We start from the raw sequence: 19535 nt of genomic DNA, 5'->3' as shown, positions 1-19535 counted from the left end.
GCGTCGGTCGACGATCACCTACCTGTCGGCCGGAGACGACCCCTTCCGATCATGCACCGGCGGCACTCTTCGGAGTCGATCTTGTGCATCCTCAGCAAACGGAGATAGTCTCCTTATGTATGCGGAGAAGGTCTCCGGTCAGAGCAGAGGATCTCCATGGTCGGTGACGTGAGCACGAGGGCCCGCGAGCCCAGAGCTGATGCACGACGCAACCGGGATCTCATCCTGGGGACGGCCGAGAGGCACTTCGCCGAGCACGGAGTCGGCGGCTCACTGGACGCGATCGCGAAGCAGGCAGGTGTCGGCGCGGGCACGCTCTACCGTCATTTCCCGACTCGCGAGGCACTGCTGGCCGCTTTGCTGGCCGGCCGCGACGACGAGCTGATAGCTCGACGCGAGCGCCTGCGATCAGAGTCCGTCAGCACCGCCGAGGCGCTCGACGGCTGGCTCGAAGCCGTCGTCATGTGGGCTGGGGCGTTCGAGGGCCTCCCTGAACCTCTGCGGGAGGCGACCACGACGAGTGCATCACCCCTCGCCACGACCTGCGAGGGGTTCGTGACGACCACGGCGGAGTTCCTCGAGGCGGCCCAACGAGATGGTCTGGCGCGCAGCGACATCCGCCCACGTGACCTGTTCCTCGCCGCACTGGCGACGAGCTGGGTGCAGGGTGCCGCTCTCGCCGACCATGCCTCGGCTGCGGCGCTCTCCGCTCTGACACGGACGGGATGGGCGGCACCGGAACCTCCTCGGCCCGCGCGACCCCGCGACTGACAGCACGTTCGCCTGCCCATCATCAGCACCGACCACGACACGAAGGAGATAGACATGAAGCGCATCGGAATCATCGGCAGCGGAGCCATCGGAAGCGGCATCGCCCGGTTGGCCGTCGCCGCCGGCTACGAGGTGCTGATCGCGAACTCACGAGGCCCGGAGTCGCTGCGTGGCCTGATCGACGAACTAGGTACCCAGGCGCAGGCCGGCGACAGCCGCGAAGCCATCGAGTTCGGCGAGGTGCCGGTCCTGGCCGTGCCACTCGGCGCGTATGAGGTGCTCCCTGGCGAGGCGTTCTCCGGCAGGACCGTCCTCTCGACGGGCAACTACTACCCGCACCGGGACGGCCGGATCGCGCGCCTCGATTCGCTCGAGGTCAACACCGCCGAGTTGGAGCGCGAGCTGCTGCCCGGGGCCGTCGTGACCAAGGCCTTCAACAACATCCTGTTCCACCACATCCCCGCCCTGGCCCGCTCCACTCCCCGCACCGCCCTCGCGGTCTACGGCGACGAGGATCATGCCAAGAAGCGGGTCTCGGCGATCGTCGACGACCTGGGCTTCGAGCCGGTCGACGGGGGGACGCTGGCCGAATCGTGGCGAGCAGAGCCCGAGTCGGGGGCGTACACGCCCATCTACGCCGCCGACCTCGACGGGTTCATTGCGGACTATCTGTCCGATCCCGGGGCCCCCGTCACCGCGGACCGCCTCCGTGAGCTGCTGGCCGCGTCGACGCGGCCGGACGTCGCCGCACGTCAGTTCTGACTCGGACTGATTCCGTGGCGGATCGGTGTCCGTGCAGCAGCGGTCACCCCTCGACGGGAGCGATGGCCACGGCGTAGACGGTCGGGTCACCGGAGAGGCCGAGACTGACACGCGGTGCATCCGGGGTGCTGTCGTATTCGAAGCTGATCGTCTCGTCCGAGCATGTCGCATCCGGGGAGCCGGGAGCCGCGGGGTCCTCGGGTTCCTGCAGGCGGACCGTGATCGTCCCGCTACCCAGGCACGCCACATCGACCGCGTATCGACCAGCGGGCTCCTCGGGTGCGGACACGGTCAGCTGAGACGAGGTGCCGTCGCTGAGCCAGCCGCTCTGATTCACCAACCGCTCTGCTGCACCGGGCGCGGGGAGTGCGCCGGCCGCCCAGTCGGAGATGTCTTCACGAGGTAGCGGCAACTCGTCCAGATCCTCTTCCGCCCCGTCTGCGTCAGCCTCGGAACCGCCTGCAGACGCAGAAGCAGATGCGGAGCTCGTCGGCGGGGAGCTCGCCCCTCTGTCGTCGTCGCTCGTCGTGCACGCGGTCGTGAGCCCCGCCGCGACGGCCGTCACGGCAGCCGCTGCCGCTCGGAGAGACAGGACGGTGAGCCGGCTCCTGCGGGACGGACGCGATGCGGACATGCGGTTCCTCTCGACGGTGAGCGCCACACGGTACCCGGTGCGACCGAGCACCGTACAGCCCTGTCCGTCGGGAACCGGGCGGACGATCGACCGCCGATGCGCTCCGCGCGCGACTCAGTCCCGGGCCCGGCGGGCGTCGTCATCCGAGGTCGAGGCAGAATGCCATGACCGCCTGCTGCACAGGGAGGAGCGGCGCCTTGAACGCGTGACCGACGAAGGCCGCGTGCGACACGGCGTCGGCGCTCACCTCCCGGCCGCGTACGAACGGCGGGCACGGAGCGAAGCGGACCCCTGCCGGCGCGAGGTCGAGAAGGGCCCCAGTGACCCGATAGGACTCGAGGAGCTCGGCGTGAGACCCGGGACCGTCGGTGAGGACGACGTCCGCTGATCTGATGGCCGCTTCCAGGTCATCCGTCCAGAGAGCGCCCGGGGTCGCGAGCTCAGCCGGGCAGCACTGGATGAGATCCAACTGCAGCACCCTCGCGGCCTCCTGCCATGCCCTGGCGATGTTGCCGTCGGCGCCGACGAAGAGGAAGCGGAGCTCTGAGATGTCGCCCCTGCGGCGCAGGGAGTACAGGTCGGAGAGCACCTCGCATGGGTGGTTGACGTCGGTCATCGCGTTCACGACGGGCAGCGCGTGAGCCACCGCCAGGCCCTCGATGACGGAGAGGTCGGGGTGCCGAGCCACGGTGATGTCGACCCAGGCGTCCAGATACCGGGCGACATCGGCCAGAGACTCCGGCTTGTCGAGCGTGGTGTCGGGGAGAACGATCGGCTGGAGCCCCATCAGCGACGCCCCGCGCTCGAACGTGGCTCTCGTCCGCAGACTGCTCGGCGGAAAGAACATGACCGCCGCCCCCTCCTTGACCGGCCCACGGCCCTCGCTGTACGCATCCGCCAGAGCGAACACCTGGAGGACGTCTGCCGCAGACCACTCGTCGAGCTTGGTGAGAGAACGCATGCAACCACCGTAGAGACCGCCCGGTCATCGGCTGACGTCGGCGCCGACCACTCCGGACGGCACCGGGCGCACCTGGCCTCGAGTCCAGAGTGGAACCGTCGGAGGCGCCAGGCCGTCGGATGCGTCAGACCGTCGCAGGTCAGAAATCCTGTCCGCTGTCTCCGGGTGCGCCGCTGCCGGAACGCTGCAGATGGATGCGACGAGCGAGTCTGATGAGGGGTCGGATCATCAGCTGGATGCTGCCGAGCAGAAAAAGCCACGTACCCGTGATGGTGGTGGACTCGGAGAAGAAGAGGATGCTGCCCACCACGAACCAGGCCGCGACCATGATGTCGTTGACGATGCTCACGACTTCGTACTTGTGTCGGATCACGATCTCCTCCGGTCCGATGGAGAAGCTCACGGTCCGGCCGTCGGAGTCTGAGTCGGGTGCCATCGTTCCATGGAACCACCAGCCCCCGGCCACGGTCGTGGTGCGAAGGTACGGAGATCAGGGTCTCTGTGCTTTCAGGCGGGGCCGCCACGCAGGGGTGCGCGAAGCCGGCCCCGCCCTCGACATCGACAGACGGCCGACGCGACGAGGATCAGAATCGCCGCGGTAGCCGGTCGAGGGCGGATGGCCGATCCCGAAATCGGGCCATTCCTGGCGCGTAACCAGCGCGCTTACCGAGATCTATTACAACGCATGCACTTTGCGCTGTCGACCCTGGCGTGCGCCCGTCTCGCATTTCGGCCAGACCTCGATGATCGTCGGATCTGCGGCGACTGACTCCTGATCGACGACGCACGGGAGAATGGTGGACATGACCCACCCGATCCAGGCGACGCTGACCGAGCGTCTGACGCTCTCCCGCCCGACCGATCGAGATCTGCCGGAACTCCACGCCCTGCACGCCGACCCGGAGGTCTGGAGGCACCTCCCGTCCGCACGCCACACCGAGCCGTCCCAGACACGCGAACTGGTCGATCGGTACCTGGCTGGATGGGAGGTCAACGGCGTCGATGTATGGGTCGCGCGGGACACGGCGACGGGCGCGCTGGTCGGCATGGGCGGCCCCAGCCTCCGCGGGGGCCTCGCCTGGAACATCTACTACCGGCTGGCTCCATCGGCGTGGGGCCGGGGCTACGCGCAGGAGATCGTCGCAGCGGCTCGACAGGCGGTGTCCGCGACGGGGCGCGACCTGCCGCTGGTCGCGTCCCTCCTCGAGCACAACGAGGGATCGCGTCGTGCGGCCCAGCGGGCGGGCCTCGAGCTCGTGTGGCGCGGCCCGGACGAGGGGAACCCCGACCCGGATGCGGTACGGCTCCTCTTCGCCGACCGCCCCCTCAGCGACGACGCGCTCCGCCTCTTCGCCTCCTAGATGAGGGCCGGCGGACTGCCACCAGGGACCAGCCGAGTCGGACACACCGTCGTCGCACCCTCCCGGTGATCGATCGTCTACCGGGCGACCCGTCGACGCCCCGCCGAAGACTGGAACCTGATCAGGTAGCCGTCTGGATCCTGGACCAGGAACTGCTGCACGCCGGCCTCCTCCTCCCCGACGCGGTACCACTTCGTCTCCAGCTGCATGAAGAGCTCGACACCGGCGTCGTGGAGCCTGGTGGCCAAGGCGCCACTGTCGAGAACCGTGACCTGGAAGTTCGCTCCGCGACCCAAGGGGCGCTGCAGAGGGCCCGTGACCCAGTTCCTGCCGACTCCGATCTGCTCGAGCATGATGTGCGCCGAGCCGAGGACGATGTACGCGAACAGCTCGTCCGGTCGCGCATAGCTGATGGTGAAACCGCAGAGGTCGCACCAGAAGGCGATGCTTCGATCAAGATCGGTGACGAGCAGCTCCGGGACGAGCGCGGGTTCCATGGCATCAGTCACCCGCACATCGTCGCACCCGGATCCCACCACTCACGCCCGCCCTTTGCGTGATCGTCCACCGGACACACCGTTCACACTGCCTCAGAGGTCAGCGGAAGTCGCCGATCTGCCTCTCGACCGGAACCGTGCCCTCGACGACGACGTCGCCGGTGTGGGCCGTCGTGACCGTCTCGATCAGGACGATCTCGACCTCTTCGTCCGCGATCGGGTTGTGCTGCACCCCTCGCGGGACGACGTGGAACTGCCCCGGGCCGAGTACGACCTCCTCGTCGTCAGGCAGTTGGATCCGGAGGCGGCCCGAGACGACGAGGAACATCTCGTCCTCGGCATCGTGGGCGTGCCAGACCAGCTCACCGAGCAGCTTGGCGACCTTCACGTACTGGTCGTTCACCTGCCCGACGACCCGCGGCGTCCAATGATCCCGAACCTCACGAAGCTCAGCAGCGACGTCGGTCCCGTGCAGATAGGTCATGAGACCATCGTGGTTCCTGGGTGGCATGACCTGCAGGTCGCATCCGACAACGAATGAGGCTCCGCATTGGAGGACCTGGATGGTACCCAGAGCACGCGCGTTTCCTCGACCGCGTCGGCGGCGCCACGTCCTGCTCGCGGCCGCCGGGGTCGCCCTCGTCATGCTCGTCGTCTCCGCGCTCCTTGTCACGGGAACGCTCTGGCCCACCCGCACGGCGGCCCTCCGGTACCCGGTGCAGGGCGTCGATGTGTCCGCCTACCAGGGCACGATCGACTGGGATGTCCTGGCGGAGGAGGACATCGACTTCGCGTGGATCAAAGCCACGGAGGGCTCGAGCTACCAGGACCCCCGATTCGACGACAACTGGGCCGATGCACACGACACCGACCTGCTCGTCGGCGCCTACCACTTCCTCAGCGTCGACAGCCCGGGAACCGATCAAGCAGCCAACGTCATCGCCACCGTCTCCCGGAACGGGGGCGACCTTCCCGTCGTGGTCGACGTCGAGTGCTACGCGGAGTACTGCGACGCCCCTCCCCCGGCAGACGCGGTCCGGGAGGTGCTCGACCCGCTCCTGCTCGCCATCGAACGGCACTACGGCCGACCGGCCGTGCTGTACGCCACCCGCGACTGGTACGAGCGGTACCTCGCCGGGAGCTACCCCGACAACCCCATCTGGTTCCGCTCCGTCGCCACCTCGCCGCATCTCTCCGACGACCGCGACTGGACCTTCTGGCAGTGGTCCGCGCGCGAGCGACTCGACGGATACGACGGTGATGAGCAGTTCATCGACATGAACGCCTTCCGAGGCGACCGAAGGGAACTGGAGTCGCTGCTGCTGCCCTGACAGAGCGGCGGGGCGACCAGCCGCGTCCGCTTGACTGGGGTGCGTGAACACCCTCATCGTCACCGCGCACCCCGATCAGACCTCCCTCACCGCCGGCATCGCCCGGCAGATCCTCGAGGCACTGCAACCCGGCGAGGGCGCAGTCGCCGACCTCGCCGCTGAGGGCTTCGACCCACGCTTCGGTCTCGCCGATCGGGCCTGCTACCGCGGCGACGGGGGGACCCCCGCCGACGTCGTCCGCGAGCAGCTTCGACTCGATGCCGCCGACCACCTCGTCCTGGTGTTCCCCGTCTACTGGTGGTCGATGCCGGCGCTGTTGAAGGGCTGGATCGATCGCGTGTTCATCAACGGTTGGGCCTTCAGCATCGACGAGAGCGGCACACGGCGCAATCTCGGCAGGCTCACCGTCCACCTCGTCGCCGTCGCGGGCGACGCCGCCGGCACGTACGAGCGGCACGGCTACGAGCAGGCGCTCCGCACGCAGATCGAGCACGGGATCGTGGACTACGTCGGAGCTCGGCGCGGTTCCGTGGCCTTCGTGCACGAGTCGGAACACGACGACGCGGACGCGCGCCAAGCCCTCGTCGAGGACGCCGTCCGAGAGACCGTTCGCGCCGTCCAGAGGTAGGGGCCGAGGGCTCAGCGCCAACCGTGCCCTCGTGGCACGCCCGATGCACGATTCGGCCATCGGGCGACTGGGCGCAGGAGACGTCGATCCTCTAGCGGACGCGCTTCGCATGCTCCGCGATGACCTCGTAGAGCTGCTTGTGCAGATCCAGGGAGCCGTGCCAGTCGTCGGCGAGGAGCAAGCTGTGATCGGCACCCTCCATCGTCTGGACGACTGCATCTGTCTTGAGGCGCATCGCAGGTGACCACAGTGGATCCCGACTGCCTCCGACGGCGAGATGGGCCGCCGATGCCCGAACCAACGCGTCGAAGATCACCGCCTCGGTCAGGACCGGCGTGAGCCACACGCCCGGAACAGCGTGTGCCACTGCCCACGGCAGGCCGAGGGTGCCGAACGACTTGGCGACGACGAGATCGACACGGCCACCCGCTGCATCGCCGGCCTGCTGCAACTCACGCTCGACGTCAGCCTGTGATTCGTCCGCCGCCTGTGGATTCACGTCCCATTCGACCGCCCGAACACGCCACCCCTGTTCACAGAGCAGGACAGCAGACCAGTAGAGCAACGGCGCTTTAGCGGTGTACCCCGTGCCGGGAAGGATCACGGCCACCGGAGCGGTCTCCTGCTGGGCCGACCCCGGCCAGGTGAACGAGCTCATGCCTCGAGACTAAGAGCCAGCTGGCGACAGCGGGGACGGCTCGGTGCACGATCCCCTTCGGTACGTGCCCACGAGGACTACAGGGGTAGCTCAGTTCTGCTCGATGTCTGTGAGGGTGCGCTGCAGAGCGTGGATCGTCTCTCCGAGCACACCGGAAGCCAGGAGCCCCGGACCGAGAGGGCCGGACGAGTCCTCCCCGAGAAGCGGCAGGGTGCGGAGTGCGGTCCGGACCGAGCGGCTCATGTGCTGCACTTGCCACTGGACCTCGGTCTCACCTCCGCTCGGCGATGCCAGCTCGGCCGCTTTCGCCGCATAGGCGGCTGCGCCGAGAGCGTGAGCGCCCATGTGCGCTACGCCAGCTGCCTGCCCCGCGGACCACGCAGCGGCCTTCCCCGCCGGCGACCTGGCTGACTGCGCGGCCCGCCCCGCGACGAAGCGGCGCCGTATCTCTCGCGCTGCATCCAGTTCACCTCGCGAGAACGCACGCGCTCGAGCGATCCCGTCCCGTGGTCGGTCGTCATTCGGAGCCTCGGCCTCGAAGAGAGGCAAGACCCTCTCAGCGCAGTCAGCAGCCCATGCTGCGACGAGACGACGGTCACCTTCGGACAGCGACTGAGGAGAGAGCATGCCAGCACTCTCGCAGACGGCCCGGCCGACGATCGTCCGGAGCGGTCCTTCGGGTGGCCTCCTCGGCTCCGTTAGACCCCGTCCCCGCCTTCTACTCGTGCTCGAGGCGGCCGGATTCGTGCACGTCAAGAAGGGGTTCGTCGGCAAGAGACCCCGGACCTCGCTCAAGCTCACGGCCGAGGGCCGCACGGCGTGGGCGGCCCACCTGGCGACGCTCCGCGAGATCGCCGCCGGCTGAGTTTCGATAGCGTCGAGACATGACCTTCGTGAACGTGGGCACTCTCGGGGCCGCACCCGGGAAGCGCGACGAACTCGTCGAGCTCTGGGACTCGGCGGAGGCGCACCGGGCCTCCCTCGCCCTCTCCCAGGTGCAGGACGCCATCGCCAGAGCCCGTCCCCTGCTCGACGGCACCTTCGGGGGTCACCGCTTCACCGTCGTGGGATCGCCTCTCCGCGACTAGATCGGCGTCAGCGGCGACCCGGTGCGATACGGGTCTCGTGGCCGAGGAGGCGCGGGCCCGGTCAGTCCTCGACGGGAGTAGACGGTCGGGGCACCGGAGAGGCCGAGACTGACACGCGGTGCGTCCGGGCTGCTGTCGTATTCGAAGCTGATCGTCTCGTCCGTGCATGTCGCATCCGGGGAGCCGGGAGCCGCGGGGTCCTCGGGTTCCTGGAGGCGGACCGTGATCGTCCCGCTGCCCAGGCACGCCACATCGACCGCGTATCGCCCAGCGGGCTCCTCGGGTGCGGACACGGTCAGCTGAGACGAGGTGCCGTCGCTGAGCCAGCCGCTCTGATTCACCAGCCGCTCTGCTGCACCGGGTGCCGGGAGCGCGTTGGCCGCCCAGTCGGAGATGTCTTCGCGAGGCAGCTCGCCCAGATCCTCTTCCGACGCGTCCGCGGGAACCTCGGAACCGCCTGCAGACACAGAAGCAGAAGCAGTGCTCGTCGGCGAGGAGCTCGCCCCTGCGTCGATGTCGCTCGTAGTGCACGCGGCCAAGAGCCCCGCCACGACGGCCGCCACGGCAGCCGCGGATGCTATCCGGAACGTGAGGCCCACGGGATCGCGGCCGTTCATCGTGACCCCCGCCGCGGCGGGGTGGCACTACCGTGCACCCGCCCGGGCCCCCAGAGGTTCAGCACGACATCGACGACCGTGCCGACGGCCGCTGCAGCTCGGAGAGACAGGACCGTGAGCCGGCTCCTGCGGGACGGACGCGACGAAGACATGCGGTTTCCTCTCGACGGTCAGGACCACACGGTACCCGGCGTGTTCGAGAGCCGTACAGCTCTGTCCGATGCTTCGCGTCCGCAGTGCATTCCCTATCGGGCCCCCTCGGATGCTGCGATCGAGGACGCGACGAGCTCACCGATCAGGAGCCCGCGGCGCCGGTGGTCGTCGATCAGAAGCGTCTACATCCCCGCTGCCCTCGCCCCGTCGGCGTCCTTCATCGGGTCGTCGCCGACGAAGAGGCACGCCGCCGGCTCGACCCCCAGTTCAGAGGTGAAAACCGCGAAGGCCCTCGCCTCGGGCTTCGCGAAGCCGCTGCGCTCCGACGTGCAGACGACGTCGAAGGCGTCGAATAGACCCGTCCGCCGGAGCTTCGCCATCTGCTGAACCTCCGTCCCGTTCGTCAGCAATCCGATGCGGTGACCGGACGCGCAAAGGCTCCGAAGGAGCGGCAGCGCATCGGGAAATGCCCGCCAAGCCGACTCGTACGCCCGCAGGTATCCGCTGAACAGCTCGTCGATCTCGATGTCGCTGTGAGGGACGTCGACCCGGGCGGCGGGAGGACCGAACGCAACCGCAAGCCGCTCACGCGGCTTGAAAAACCCAAGCAAGACGAGTCAACTCAATGGACAGCAGTCCCAACCGGTGGCGTAGCCACTTGAACAGAGCCCAGAGGTTGCTACGAGGGAGCGCAGCGACCTAGCTGCCGAAGGCATCACGGCAAAACAACGGCCCGCCAGGGCCACGCAGGGCCGCGAAGCTGCTTCCATTTGAGAGCGCTACGACTCTTTTGGACCCCGCAGCGGGTCGCAACCTTTCCTCGAAGGCCTTGTCCTGAGATGGGCCGGTACATTGACGCAGCCGATTTGATTCCAGCAAGCTCTACGTATGACAGGCTTCGAGATTCATTTCATGTTCCGCGAGTTGCTAGCGGCTATCGACAGCAATCCGTCGTTGACGGACTGGATAGGTGCGACGGCGACTGCTCTGACGTTCGTCGCTGCTGTTGTAGCCCTGCTCTTCGCGCGCCAGCAAGTCGGAGAGGCTAAGACCGCCCGCAAGCAGACTTCTGATCTCGAAGTCGCTAGATCACAGCCGTATGTCGTCATGTACACGGAGCCCAGCGCAGCGGCGCAGGTTCTTATTGACCTCGTTATCAAGAACTTCGGACAGACGGCCGCAACAAACATCCACATCGATCTCAGTCCTTGGCCCAGACGAACACGGGGTGGCGGGCAGGACCAGGAGGAAGACGTGGCTGTGCCCCTGGTCATCCCTGTGTTGGCTCCTGGCCAAGAGTGGCGAACTTTGTGGGACAACGGCCTGGCGCGCAGAGAGACCGGCCTTGCAGATAGGCACGAAGGTGTGGTGACCTACGAGGGCGTCAGACGTGCCGACGGGTCGAGCACTGGACTGTCAACGCCCATTGTTCTTGACTGGGCGATCTATAAGACTCGCCGCTGGGTTGAGGTTCGGTCGGTTCACGATGCCGCCAAGGCCCTCCGCGAGATACAACGAACCGTGTCCAAGTGGAGTGAGGGCATGCAGGGACCGCTCAGCGTGGTGACACGTGATGGCGACGCGAGAGACGCACGAGACACTGCAGATTTCGACGAGCGCATGGCAGAGATAGACGCCAGAGACGCGGATCATGCTGATCTCCTCGATATGGAGTCGTCTGCTAAGACCACAATGAGAGTTAGGGACTCGTCTAGGGCTCCTGATGACAACGAAAATTTGTAGCGCGGTGTTCGACTTCCCCACCGAGACTCAGCGAACTAAGGCGACGCCTCTGCGGACGGCCCGTGCGACTCCTCTAACAGACAAGACATTCATTTTGACTTTTTGGCTTGATGACTTAGTGAGCTAATGACTTAATGGCATAATGGCTTAATGGCTTAATGGCTCTCACGCCAGCCGACCAGGTATGGTCGATTCACTTAAACGCCGCCCGCACAGTCGCGCTTGAACAGGCCAGCAGCAGACGCGTAGTCTTCCGCGTGCCGCCTGGAGTAATCATCCGAGACCAAGTCACCGCGAGTTTTTCTGTCGGTCCAGTAATGCCCAATGAGCCGAAAGCTCGGACGGCCTATGACTTGAACAACGCCCGACCCGTGGTGAATTGGACTGCGATCGCGGACTGAGAAGCCTGGGTCGTTGGTGTAGATGTAGTGAAGAACCCATGAATCGTCCTCGCGCACGGAGCGAGCCAGCGAAGAGCGCGACCGCGATTCATCTGAAATAAGAGTGATCGTGGCACTTGAGAAGCTTTGACGAACAACTAAGTAGACCTTCTTGGGTTCGATTCCTTGACCCGTCACCGGGTCAACCCATGAGGACGTGAGGATGCATCGCCATGTTCCATTGACGTTCGTAGGAACGGTCGCGATGAGTTGTGCAGGGCGTGTTTTCCAAGCCCATTTTTCCCAGACCGTGAAGGCCAGGGTTGCTACAAAAACTGCTAGCGAGAAAAAGCGTAGAAAAGTAGCTTCTGGATTTCCCGTACTTATCCAGGACGCAATAGTAAATACTAGCGAAACGACAATCGCAACTATTCTAATGGCGAGCGGATTAGGCATCGAAATCCATGTAGTCCCATGCTTCGCCGACAAATTTTAGCACGCTGCCCCGCGTCCATTTCTGACTGATGTCGAATAAGTATTTTGCCTCATTAGGTTCAACAAAACGATCATTCTGGACAGTCGGCTCGGGCTCGATCAGGTAATTGTATGCGTGTGCCAAGACTCCCTGCATGACCCCCCGCCACGAACTCCTTGCGAAAACTCCGTTAGGAACATTATAGACAAGACATTCTAAAAGATACGAGGGGACATTGTCACAGACGCCCTCCGCAGCCATTTTGTTTTCTAACCGTTTTAGTATCCGAACAGACTTCTTATAAAAGTGGTTTGTGCGTGCGTTTTTAGCTCGCCCGTGCATGAGCTGCAGTTTTGGAAAATTCTCGATTTGCTTTCCCGCGGTAGTGAACAATTTTGTCCCCTCGCGGTAAGTCCCGTCTTCGAAGTAGTACTGATACGTAAAACACGGCACAACGTCGGCATCCACTCGCGCTGTACTCGTACCAACTGTCCACGCCGCTTTCCCCTCAGTGACAGCGGATGCACCAAATTTCGCGCGAAGCGCCTGCCCTACTTCAAACCGAAGCTTCTGAGGTGTCCAATCCCCGTCGTACGATCCACTTGGCGGATGCCCTCCGGCAGCTGGGTCATGCTCCTGCCAATAGATGCACTCCTGGCATTCGACAACTATGTCGACGTCGCTATCACTGCGAACATTCGTGTCGTTGGCGTACGAACCCTTTGCGTAGATATCGAACGCCATGTTGGAAAAGGCTTCATGTTCGTCAACTGCGGCGCGAATCATTCGCTCGGTGCGATCCTGTTTCTCTTTCTCGGTCGTACTTGAGGGTCCTGTCCACCCCTGCAGCGTTGCCTCTGAAATCACTAGCACCCCTCACGTTTTCACTCAGTATGGCAACAACCAATGACAACGAGGCCTCCGGGTTCGTCTCTACAGACGATCGGTCACCGATCGACGGCGCGCGTGAACCTGTCCCCGCGGCCACTCGGCTCGGCACGTCTCGATAGACCAGTCCGGAACCGATCTCGATGAAGGATCCCCTATTGGGACTCCAATCCGTCCCCTTGCAAGAGCGGGAACCAGTGCCGGGCCGGGAGCGGACTCTCCGGATCTTCGAGTCTGAGCCAGCTGCCCGGGATGCGCGGTTCTGCTTCCACAGCCCATACCCCGAAATAAGCAGTTGGCTGTGGCCACGGGTAGTCAGCATCCGCAGCACCCACGACTTGTCGGACCGCTCCGAGGAAGCGAGCGTCATGTTCGCGACCCGTAACCTGAATGGCCAGGTCAGTCACGGTCCCGGTACCGTCCAGGTCACCGAGGGCGACGGGACGAGTGGGCAGGTCGAGCTTGCCGGAATCATCGCGCGGGATACAAAAGACTCGGTCGTTCTGTCGCAGCAGGAGACGCACCAGGCACATAGGGACTCGCGGTCGTCCGCCGAGCACGACCTGCGCGCGCCCACCCGGTGTCAGCCAGGGTGCGTCGACCCGTTCGGCGAGCACGGTCTCCTGTTCTCCACGCACTCCTCAAGCGTAGAGGCAACAGAGGTCGTCGCTGCCCTGGAACAGATCTGACAGGTTTGCTCAAGGATCGGTTACCGGGCATCGCGCTCGACGGCTATACCGAATGGCGACCCGTATCGTGTGCGGATGCGGCCACGTGCGAGACGACTGTTCGGCGCAGCCCTCTTGCTCGTCTCAATACCAGTGGGATTCGTCTCCATCGCGCTCGGGCTCACGTTTGACGGGCGGGACCCACTCACAATCCAATGCTTGCGTGGGCCCTACCCCGACGAGGGAGGCCCTTATTACGAGGCAACTCGTGCCGTAGGGGAAGTTTCACTCTTACCGCTGGGCGTCGACTGCACTTATGACGTAGACGGCGACGACGTGGCTGCGCAGACGAATCACCACTACGACTATCCGGCGACAGCCGGCCTCATCGTGGGCGCCCTGGCCTTCGGCAGTGGTGTCCTGCTCGTCATCGTTCGTGACTGATTCGATTCTGCCTGCCGACCGATTCTCGATTGGGAAGCCTCGTTAGGGCATGCGGCGCACACCCTGCCAGTAGCCGAGCCACCCCGCCAGGACAAGCAGACCAACGACGAAGACGACAGCGCCTCCGAGGCTCACGGTCGAAAAGACGTGCACTGCCTCGAAAGCTGACTGTCGCATCCGACACGGGTTCGTAAGCGAACCCGCTGAAGGAAACGAATTTCGCCGCCGCAATGACGAAGACAACGACGCCCACGATCACTGCGGCCAAGCCTGCACCTAGAACCAGGCGGGGAGTCAGGACGAGACGACTCATCATGCCTGGACCATATCGCGCAAGTTCGCACCGAGACACTCGAAACCGCGTTCGGCGTCCGACAGGATCATGGGCGCCGACCGCTGGCCGATCCCCCATGGGGCGCCCCACGGGGCGACTTCCTCAGCAGCCTCGAGGCTCTGCGCTCGCCCGCTGCAGACTCCCGTCTGGAACTGCGCAGCGATGGCCTGGTCGTAGCCTTCCCGAATCGTAAGGAAGATCATTCTCGTCATGGCCGAGTACATGGTCGGCGAATCGCCGCTCTGGCACCGTAAATCTGCCAATGCGGGCAAACTCGGGCTGCAAAAAACACTGCCGATAACGACTGCAGGATTACAGGAGCAAACGCAGGGCTGCGGCGTACTCATGGGCTGGATCGCTCTCCTGGCCAAAACGCGCGATCCTGAAGCGAGTGGGCAGCTCAGACTATGTAGGCGCCCCCCCTCATTACCGGCTACCGTCTACGCATGGACGCCTCCAAATTGTTGCTCATCGAAGTTTTTCCCCGAAAGAAACGGACGTACTTTTACACGTTCGAACCATCCGACCATTTTGTGAAGCCGTGGTGGGGACGCGAACTCTTCATCAGCGAGGTGGATCATTGGGTCTCCATCCAGCGAGCTGGTGACGAAGTTGCTCGGTGTAAGTTTTCTCTCTTCCCAGGCCCACGATCTAATCCTCTTCTGGGCGAGATGCCCGACGGACAACTCGACATCCTTGCGTTCGAAGTCGCGGTGCATGAGCGCGGTCGAGGACTTGGCCGCGAAGCGCTCCGGCTGATCCGGTCGAAGTATCCAGCACCACGACTGACGGCTCTGAACGATGACGAACACTCGCGGGGCTTTTGGGACCGGCTCGGCTGGGTACGTCACGAGTCCCAAAATTTTTTCATGCGATCCGAGCGCGTTACCTACTCGCAAATTTGACAGGCCCGGTCGAAATGCGGCTAGGACACGTTCTGGGGCAGGCATGATTTCGGCACCCTGTGCCGGTACAGCGTGCCCGGCTTCCTATGAAGAAAACCTCCGACGGACCAGATTCGATCATCTACGAGTCTCCCCACTAGGGCATCCCCTACTGCGATGGCCAGAGTGCGCAGACATCAGGTGCGATTGCCCATGTCCATTTCTTGCCGAGGCGGTGCTCCGAAGTCGCCTCCGACTCACGGCGAGAGACGTCGGCGGTATGCGCTAAATTCCGGCCTATGAGTCCAATGATCCTTGCCTCCTCTGCCGCACCTGACCCAGCACTACTTCCAACGTGGATCGGAGCCATCGCTACGGCGGCTGCGGTCATTGTGGCCATCGTCGCGATCTCCCTGACCTACCGACAGGTGCGACTCACTGCCATACAACTCAGAGATGCCTCAGTTCAAGCGGCCCAAGACAGCGAAGACCGAACACGCCCCTACGTCACCATGAACATTGTTCCGAGCATTGCGCGTCAAGGCGCTCTTGACCTGATAGTTACGAATACGGGCGCAACTGCTGCCACCAACGTTCGCTTCGAGCTCCTCGGCGATGGGTTCGGTCTTTCGGATGACGACACACATGTTGGTCCAGGCCTCCGCGATTTCTTCAGCACACCATTCGAACTCGCACCCGGCGCGAAGTTGCGCCTTTTCTGGCACCTACCCGAAAGCCGAGCAGAACGAAGCGACAAGCCAGGTGCAATGGGCGCACCAGTTACCGGCGAACTGCAAGCTACCTACAGTCGTGACGTGGATGGTCAGCCAGGATCTCGCGAATATGTCACGAAGCACCGTTATGACTTCACCTTCTGGCCGAAGATTACCCCTCAGGCCTGGACCGGAAAACACAATGAGGGCAGCTCCTCTAACCCGCTAACGCACCTAAAGAATATTGATTTTGGGGTAAGAGCCATTGCACATCACGTGGGCGAATCAACCCGGTGAGAGTCTAAAGTTCTCGACTCAGGAGTAGTACGCACGGCCACGTTCCCAACTCCTACTAATCAAACCTGTTTCATGCGCCAATCGCTAATCGCCTATCGGAACAGCTCCGGGTCGCATGCCGCGCTAGGCAAAGCCGAAACTGCCCTAATCGTTCTGAGGCAGCACAGTGCCCGCATTGGAGCAGACGCATGGATACTCGCCGCGATTCCCCGAAGCCCGCCACGACCACCCCCATGCGAGCTGGCGTGGCCGACGCGACTCGTGCGTGGCTCAACCCGCTCACCGCGCGCGGGGCCGGAGCGGCGGGCGCCCGGTCGGACTCTGGTGCGCCTCCTGCAGGTCCACCCCGCCGCCCCTGAGGAGGAGCGCGGCCGTGAGCCCGCCGCCCCGCGCGTCGGCCAGGCTGATCGACCCGCCGTCGTGCTCGACCAGCTCGCGGGCGATCGCGAGCCCGAGACCCGAGCCGCCGGGTGCCGTGCTCCAGAAGCGGTCGAAGGCCCGGGCGCGGTCGTCCGCCGTCATGCCGCCGCCCTGGTCGCTCACCTCGACGACGACCCCGTCCGACGTCGGCGCCGCCCGGAGCGTCACCGTCGCACCCGCCGGACTCGCCCGCACCGCGTTGTCGATCAGGTTGTCGAGCGCCTGCTCGAGATGACCCGGGGTCGCGAGCACCGGCAACTCGCCGCCCGGCAGATCGATGACGATCGCCACCCCGACGTCCTCCGCCGCCGACGACCAGATGTCCGCCCGCTCGTCGAGGACGCCGCGGATGTCGACCCGCACCGGCGTGGCCGTCGACGCCTGACTCCGCGCCAGCTCGAGCAGGTCGGAGACGAGGCGGCTGAGACGACCCGACTCGCTGAGGGCGCGATCGACGGCCGCCTTGTCGCCCGGGTCGTCGAGACGGTCGTGGAGGTTCTCGAGACCCAGGCGCAGAGCGGTGAGCGGCGTCCGCAGCTGATGCGACGCGTCGGCGGTGAAGGCGCGCTGCGCGGTGAGCAGCACCTCGATGCGCCGCGTGCCGTCGTTCAACGTGCCCGCCAGACGCCGCACCTCGGAGGTGCTCATCTCGTCGAGATCCACCCGGGCGCTCACGTCGCCGCGCGAGATGCTATCGGCCATGGCGTCGAGCAGCCTGAGCGGCCGCAGCAGCGACGTCGCGACGACGGCGCTCGCGATCACCGACAGGACGAGCACGATCACACCGGCCCCGAGTCGGAAGAGCCACACGCCCTGCACCTGCGCGTCGACGGGCGCGGACGGCACGGTCACCCGCACGGCGCCGTCCACCCGGCCGTCGTCGGTCACCGCGGGGACGGTCACCTGCAGACCGCGCTCGCCCAGCACGGAGTCGTCGAGCGAACGCACGCTCTCCTCCCCCGACAGGGCCGCGTCGAAGTCACCGTCGTCGGCCCCCGCGACCTCGCGACCGAGGGCCGGTCGCCGGTCGACGCCGATCAGCTCGACGCGGCCGTCGGTCTGATCCTCGACCTCCTCGCGCAGCCGGACCAGTGCGAGTCGGGCACCGCGGGCCGTCGCGTCGTCCGCCTCCGTCGCCGTCGAGAGGAGGACCGCGATCGTGCGCGCCTCCCTCAGGGCCACCTCGCGCTGACCGTCGCGCAGCAGGTCGTTCAGCTGGATGCCGACCGGCACCGTGAACGTGACGAGCGCGAGGCCGACGATCACCAGGTACGAGGCGATGAGCCTACGACGCATCGGCGTGCTCCACCCGGAACCCCACCCCGCGCACGGTCGTGATCGCGACCGCCGCGCCGAGCTTCTGCCGCAGCGCCGAGACGTGGACGTCGAGCGTGCGGGTGGACCCGAACCAGTGGGTGTCCCAGACCTCGTCGATCAGCGCCTCCCGGGTGACGACCGATCCGACCCGGCGGGCCAGGGCGACGAGCAGATCGAACTCCTTCGGGGCGAGTGCGATCTCGGCGTCGCCCTGGGTCACGCGGCGGGCCGCGACGTCGATCGTGACCGTGCCGAGCCGGACGGGAGGAGGCGCGGGCTCCGTTCCCTCGCCCGTCGCGTCGGTCGCGTGCCGGCGGGTCACGGCGCGGATCCGCGCGACGATCTCGCGGACCCCGAACGGCTTCGCGACGTAGTCGTCGGCCCCGACCTCGAGCCCCGCGACCGTGTCGACCTCGTCGCCGCGGGCGGTGACGACGATGATCGGCACGTTCGACCGGGCGCGCAGACGGCGGCACACGTCGAGGCCGTCCATGTCGGGCAGACCGAGGTCGAGGAGGACCACGCCGGGAGCGTCGGCGGCCAGCGCCTCCCGCCCGGTCGTCACCCAGTCGACCTCGTAGCCGTAGCGCGCGAGACCCTCGCGCAGGGACCCGGCGATCGCGGGATCGTCTTCGACGAGGAGAACGTGCACACCGGATCGTCTCAGTCGTGGCTGGACAGGAAACGAACGGACGCCGGAGGTGCGCCGAGGGTCGACACGATCGCCTACTGCTTCACCGGCTCCTTCGAGGAGTGGTGCTCGACGATCTTCCACTCGCCGTCGGTCTCGGCGTACACGAACGTGAACCGCGCGGGCACGACGTCGCCGGTCGCCCCCATCGTGAACGTGTAGAGACCGGAGTGCGAGACGTACCCGTCGCCCAGGTCGCGGACGACGCCCTCGGTGATCTCACCCGACGGCTCGTTGAGCAGGAAGCCCTCGAAGTACTCGAGCCGCTCCTCCTCGGTGTCGTGGATGCCGGGCGAGACGGTCGGCAGCAGGACCGCGTCGTCGGCGTAGTGCTCGGCGACCTGCTCGGGGTCGCCCGTGGCGAGCGAGGCGTTCCAGTCGTCGAACAGGGCCTGCACCTCGGCGTCGCTCGGGGCGGCGGCCGGCGAGGGGACGTCGGAGGCGGCGTCCGAGGCGGCGTCGGCCGTCGCGGCCGTGCAGCCCGTGATGCCGAGCAGGGCCACGGCGGAGAGGGCGACGACGGGGACGGTGAAGCGGCTACGGCGGGTCATGTGCGGATTCCTTCGCGTGAGGGCCGGGGGTCCGGCCGGTGATCTGCTGTGGGATCAGCCTCGCGAGACACGCGTCAGCAGCCCGTCAGGAGAACGTCAACGCCCGGCCAGCATCGTGTCGGACGGCCGGGGGCCGCGCCCGCGATCATCCCGCTCGGGCCTCCCTTCATCACGGAAAGGTAACGAAGCAGATGGGTTCCAATCCTTTCGGGGGAGGGTGGCGAATCCTTTTCATCCCCACCGGGAATCACAGAAAAGGACCTGATCAT

General features: G+C 65.5%; 25 protein-coding genes. 11 read left to right on the top strand and 14 right to left on the bottom strand.

The window, feature by feature from the left end:
• Positions 1-156: 156 nt before the first annotated feature.
• Both IFT51_RS03740 and IFT51_RS03735 read left to right on the top strand, forming a co-directional pair.
• Positions 157-771 carry a TetR/AcrR family transcriptional regulator gene (locus IFT51_RS03740; protein WP_192059373.1) on the top strand — a complete coding sequence of 205 codons (615 nt, stop codon included), beginning with the start codon at positions 157-159 and terminating at the stop codon, positions 769-771.
• Positions 772-783: 12 nt separating this feature from the next.
• Positions 784-1533 carry an NADPH-dependent F420 reductase gene (locus IFT51_RS03735; RefSeq protein ID WP_256415616.1) on the top strand — a complete coding sequence of 250 codons (750 nt, stop codon included), beginning with the start codon at positions 784-786 and terminating at the stop codon, positions 1531-1533.
• Positions 1534-1576: 43 nt separating this feature from the next.
• Here IFT51_RS03735 and IFT51_RS03730 read toward each other — a convergent pair whose 3' ends face one another.
• The 3 genes from IFT51_RS03730 to IFT51_RS03720 all read right to left on the bottom strand — a co-directional run bounded on the left by IFT51_RS03730 (position 1577) and on the right by IFT51_RS03720 (position 3564).
• On the bottom strand, positions 1577-2098 hold the full coding sequence (locus IFT51_RS03730; protein ID WP_192059369.1) for a hypothetical protein: 522 nt from the start codon (positions 2096-2098) through the stop codon (positions 1577-1579).
• 208 nt (positions 2099-2306) lie between these two features.
• The gene (locus tag IFT51_RS03725) at positions 2307-3128 is read right to left on the bottom strand and encodes an ornithine carbamoyltransferase (RefSeq protein WP_192059367.1); all 822 of its coding nucleotides are present in this window, start codon (positions 3126-3128) and stop codon (positions 2307-2309) included.
• A 139-nt stretch (positions 3129-3267) separates the two neighbouring features.
• Entirely contained in the window at positions 3268-3564 is a 297-nt protein-coding gene (locus tag IFT51_RS03720) for a YrhK family protein (RefSeq protein WP_192059365.1), read from the bottom strand.
• Positions 3565-3931: 367 nt separating this feature from the next.
• On the opposite strand from IFT51_RS03720, the gene IFT51_RS03715 reads away from it, so the two are divergent.
• Positions 3932-4489, top strand: a complete 558-nt coding sequence (locus tag IFT51_RS03715) for a GNAT family N-acetyltransferase (RefSeq protein WP_243214351.1) — start codon at positions 3932-3934, stop codon at positions 4487-4489.
• 77 nt (positions 4490-4566) lie between these two features.
• On the opposite strand, the gene IFT51_RS03710 is transcribed toward IFT51_RS03715, so the two are convergent.
• The gene (locus IFT51_RS03710) at positions 4567-4998 is read right to left on the bottom strand and encodes a VOC family protein (RefSeq protein WP_197981780.1); all 432 of its coding nucleotides are present in this window, start codon (positions 4996-4998) and stop codon (positions 4567-4569) included.
• Between the two features lie 88 nt (positions 4999-5086).
• Positions 5087-5470 (bottom strand): cupin domain-containing protein, encoded by a 384-nt coding sequence (locus IFT51_RS03705; RefSeq protein WP_192059361.1) that lies wholly within the window; start codon positions 5468-5470, stop codon positions 5087-5089.
• Between the two features lie 79 nt (positions 5471-5549).
• Between IFT51_RS03705 and IFT51_RS03700 the strand changes: the two genes are divergently transcribed.
• Together IFT51_RS03700 and IFT51_RS03695 are read left to right on the top strand one after the other, a co-directional pair.
• A complete protein-coding gene (locus IFT51_RS03700; RefSeq protein ID WP_192059358.1) occupies positions 5550-6317 on the top strand; it encodes a GH25 family lysozyme in 768 nt (255 codons plus the stop codon).
• A 43-nt stretch (positions 6318-6360) separates the two neighbouring features.
• Positions 6361-6945, top strand: a complete 585-nt coding sequence (locus IFT51_RS03695; RefSeq protein WP_192059356.1) for an NAD(P)H-dependent oxidoreductase — start codon at positions 6361-6363, stop codon at positions 6943-6945.
• Between the two features lie 91 nt (positions 6946-7036).
• Here the strand turns inward: IFT51_RS03695 and IFT51_RS03690 are convergent, their stop codons facing one another.
• Both IFT51_RS03690 and IFT51_RS15010 read right to left on the bottom strand, forming a co-directional pair.
• A complete protein-coding gene (locus IFT51_RS03690; RefSeq protein WP_192059354.1) occupies positions 7037-7603 on the bottom strand; it encodes a hypothetical protein in 567 nt (188 codons plus the stop codon).
• A gap of 90 nt (positions 7604-7693) precedes the next feature.
• Positions 7694-8230 carry a putative immunity protein gene (locus tag IFT51_RS15010; RefSeq protein WP_243214336.1) on the bottom strand — a complete coding sequence of 179 codons (537 nt, stop codon included), beginning with the start codon at positions 8228-8230 and terminating at the stop codon, positions 7694-7696.
• On the opposite strand from IFT51_RS15010, the gene IFT51_RS03685 reads away from it, so the two are divergent.
• Both IFT51_RS03685 and IFT51_RS03680 read left to right on the top strand, forming a co-directional pair.
• Complete coding sequence (locus tag IFT51_RS03685) at positions 8229-8468, top strand: transcriptional regulator (protein ID WP_192059352.1); 240 nt, start codon at positions 8229-8231, stop codon at positions 8466-8468. The two genes, IFT51_RS15010 and IFT51_RS03685, sit on opposite strands and share 2 nt — an antisense overlap.
• 19 nt (positions 8469-8487) lie before the next feature.
• Positions 8488-8691, top strand: coding sequence for a hypothetical protein (locus IFT51_RS03680; protein WP_192059350.1), 204 nt, complete (start codon positions 8488-8490; stop codon positions 8689-8691).
• A gap of 952 nt (positions 8692-9643) precedes the next feature.
• Here IFT51_RS03680 and IFT51_RS03675 read toward each other — a convergent pair.
• Entirely contained in the window at positions 9644-10072 is a 429-nt protein-coding gene (locus IFT51_RS03675) for an HAD family hydrolase (RefSeq protein WP_192059348.1), read from the bottom strand.
• A 277-nt stretch (positions 10073-10349) separates the two neighbouring features.
• Between IFT51_RS03675 and IFT51_RS03670 the strand changes: the two genes are divergently transcribed.
• Positions 10350-11204 carry a hypothetical protein gene (locus IFT51_RS03670; RefSeq protein WP_192059347.1) on the top strand — a complete coding sequence of 285 codons (855 nt, stop codon included), beginning with the start codon at positions 10350-10352 and terminating at the stop codon, positions 11202-11204.
• Positions 11205-11401: 197 nt separating this feature from the next.
• Here the strand turns inward: IFT51_RS03670 and IFT51_RS15515 are convergent, their stop codons facing one another.
• The gene (locus IFT51_RS15515; protein WP_192059345.1) at positions 11402-12040 is read right to left on the bottom strand and encodes a hypothetical protein; all 639 of its coding nucleotides are present in this window, start codon (positions 12038-12040) and stop codon (positions 11402-11404) included.
• Positions 12033-12926 carry a nucleotidyltransferase gene (locus tag IFT51_RS03660; protein ID WP_192059343.1) on the bottom strand — a complete coding sequence of 298 codons (894 nt, stop codon included), beginning with the start codon at positions 12924-12926 and terminating at the stop codon, positions 12033-12035. The genes IFT51_RS15515 and IFT51_RS03660 overlap by 8 nt, the downstream gene beginning before the upstream one ends.
• A gap of 389 nt (positions 12927-13315) precedes the next feature.
• Between IFT51_RS03660 and IFT51_RS03655 the strand changes: the two genes are divergently transcribed.
• Positions 13316-13636, top strand: a complete 321-nt coding sequence (locus tag IFT51_RS03655) for a hypothetical protein (protein WP_192059341.1) — start codon at positions 13316-13318, stop codon at positions 13634-13636.
• Between the two features lie 735 nt (positions 13637-14371).
• Here IFT51_RS03655 and IFT51_RS03650 read toward each other — a convergent pair.
• The gene (locus IFT51_RS03650) at positions 14372-14605 is read right to left on the bottom strand and encodes a hypothetical protein (protein WP_192059339.1); all 234 of its coding nucleotides are present in this window, start codon (positions 14603-14605) and stop codon (positions 14372-14374) included.
• Positions 14606-14839: 234 nt separating this feature from the next.
• On the opposite strand from IFT51_RS03650, the gene IFT51_RS03645 reads away from it, so the two are divergent.
• Positions 14840-15298 carry a hypothetical protein gene (locus IFT51_RS03645; RefSeq protein ID WP_192059337.1) on the top strand — a complete coding sequence of 153 codons (459 nt, stop codon included), beginning with the start codon at positions 14840-14842 and terminating at the stop codon, positions 15296-15298.
• A 278-nt stretch (positions 15299-15576) separates the two neighbouring features.
• Positions 15577-16287 (top strand): hypothetical protein, encoded by a 711-nt coding sequence (locus IFT51_RS03640; RefSeq protein ID WP_192059335.1) that lies wholly within the window; start codon positions 15577-15579, stop codon positions 16285-16287.
• A 279-nt stretch (positions 16288-16566) separates the two neighbouring features.
• On the opposite strand, the gene IFT51_RS03635 is transcribed toward IFT51_RS03640, so the two are convergent.
• The 3 genes from IFT51_RS03635 to IFT51_RS03625 form a co-directional block, all read right to left on the bottom strand.
• Positions 16567-18003, bottom strand: a complete 1437-nt coding sequence (locus IFT51_RS03635; protein WP_192059333.1) for a cell wall metabolism sensor histidine kinase WalK — start codon at positions 18001-18003, stop codon at positions 16567-16569.
• The gene (locus IFT51_RS03630; RefSeq protein WP_192059331.1) at positions 17993-18676 is read right to left on the bottom strand and encodes a response regulator transcription factor; all 684 of its coding nucleotides are present in this window, start codon (positions 18674-18676) and stop codon (positions 17993-17995) included. Before IFT51_RS03630 ends, IFT51_RS03635 begins: the two co-directional genes overlap by 11 nt.
• A gap of 74 nt (positions 18677-18750) precedes the next feature.
• Positions 18751-19266, bottom strand: a complete 516-nt coding sequence (locus tag IFT51_RS03625; protein WP_192059329.1) for an SgcJ/EcaC family oxidoreductase — start codon at positions 19264-19266, stop codon at positions 18751-18753.
• Positions 19267-19535: the final 269 nt, after the last annotated feature.

It is taken from the genome of Frigoribacterium sp. CFBP 13712 (assembly GCF_014842255.1).
Classification (GTDB): domain Bacteria; phylum Actinomycetota; class Actinomycetes; order Actinomycetales; family Microbacteriaceae; genus Frigoribacterium.
Note: the sequence above shows the minus strand (reverse complement) of the source record. Positions and strands in the feature narration are given on the sequence as shown.

What these genes read in the sequence shown, in the direction of transcription:
- IFT51_RS03680 (WP_192059350.1), top strand. Translation starts at nt 8,488, where the DNA reads ATGACCTTCGTGAACGTGGGCACTCTCGGGGCCGCACCCGGGAAGCGC.
- IFT51_RS03655 (WP_192059341.1), top strand. Translation starts at nt 13,316, where the DNA reads ATGTTCGCGACCCGTAACCTGAATGGCCAGGTCAGTCACGGTCCCGGT.
- IFT51_RS03740 (WP_192059373.1), top strand. Translation starts at nt 157, where the DNA reads ATGGTCGGTGACGTGAGCACGAGGGCCCGCGAGCCCAGAGCTGATGCA.
- IFT51_RS03720 (WP_192059365.1), bottom strand. Translation starts at nt 3,564, where the DNA reads ATGGCACCCGACTCAGACTCCGACGGCCGGACCGTGAGCTTCTCCATC.
- IFT51_RS03685 (WP_192059352.1), top strand. Translation starts at nt 8,229, where the DNA reads ATGCCAGCACTCTCGCAGACGGCCCGGCCGACGATCGTCCGGAGCGGT.
- IFT51_RS15010 (WP_243214336.1), bottom strand. Translation starts at nt 8,230, where the DNA reads ATGCTCTCTCCTCAGTCGCTGTCCGAAGGTGACCGTCGTCTCGTCGCA.
- IFT51_RS03715 (WP_243214351.1), top strand. Translation starts at nt 3,932, where the DNA reads ATGACCCACCCGATCCAGGCGACGCTGACCGAGCGTCTGACGCTCTCC.
- IFT51_RS03700 (WP_192059358.1), top strand. Translation starts at nt 5,550, where the DNA reads ATGGTACCCAGAGCACGCGCGTTTCCTCGACCGCGTCGGCGGCGCCAC.
- IFT51_RS03670 (WP_192059347.1), top strand. Translation starts at nt 10,350, where the DNA reads ATGACAGGCTTCGAGATTCATTTCATGTTCCGCGAGTTGCTAGCGGCT.
- IFT51_RS03690 (WP_192059354.1), bottom strand. Translation starts at nt 7,603, where the DNA reads ATGAGCTCGTTCACCTGGCCGGGGTCGGCCCAGCAGGAGACCGCTCCG.
- IFT51_RS03625 (WP_192059329.1), bottom strand. Translation starts at nt 19,266, where the DNA reads ATGACCCGCCGTAGCCGCTTCACCGTCCCCGTCGTCGCCCTCTCCGCC.
- IFT51_RS15515 (WP_192059345.1), bottom strand. Translation starts at nt 12,040, where the DNA reads ATGCCTAATCCGCTCGCCATTAGAATAGTTGCGATTGTCGTTTCGCTA.
- IFT51_RS03635 (WP_192059333.1), bottom strand. Translation starts at nt 18,003, where the DNA reads ATGCGTCGTAGGCTCATCGCCTCGTACCTGGTGATCGTCGGCCTCGCG.
- IFT51_RS03705 (WP_192059361.1), bottom strand. Translation starts at nt 5,470, where the DNA reads ATGACCTATCTGCACGGGACCGACGTCGCTGCTGAGCTTCGTGAGGTT.
- IFT51_RS03650 (WP_192059339.1), bottom strand. Translation starts at nt 14,605, where the DNA reads ATGACGAGAATGATCTTCCTTACGATTCGGGAAGGCTACGACCAGGCC.
- IFT51_RS03725 (WP_192059367.1), bottom strand. Translation starts at nt 3,128, where the DNA reads ATGCGTTCTCTCACCAAGCTCGACGAGTGGTCTGCGGCAGACGTCCTC.
- IFT51_RS03640 (WP_192059335.1), top strand. Translation starts at nt 15,577, where the DNA reads ATGAGTCCAATGATCCTTGCCTCCTCTGCCGCACCTGACCCAGCACTA.
- IFT51_RS03645 (WP_192059337.1), top strand. Translation starts at nt 14,840, where the DNA reads ATGGACGCCTCCAAATTGTTGCTCATCGAAGTTTTTCCCCGAAAGAAA.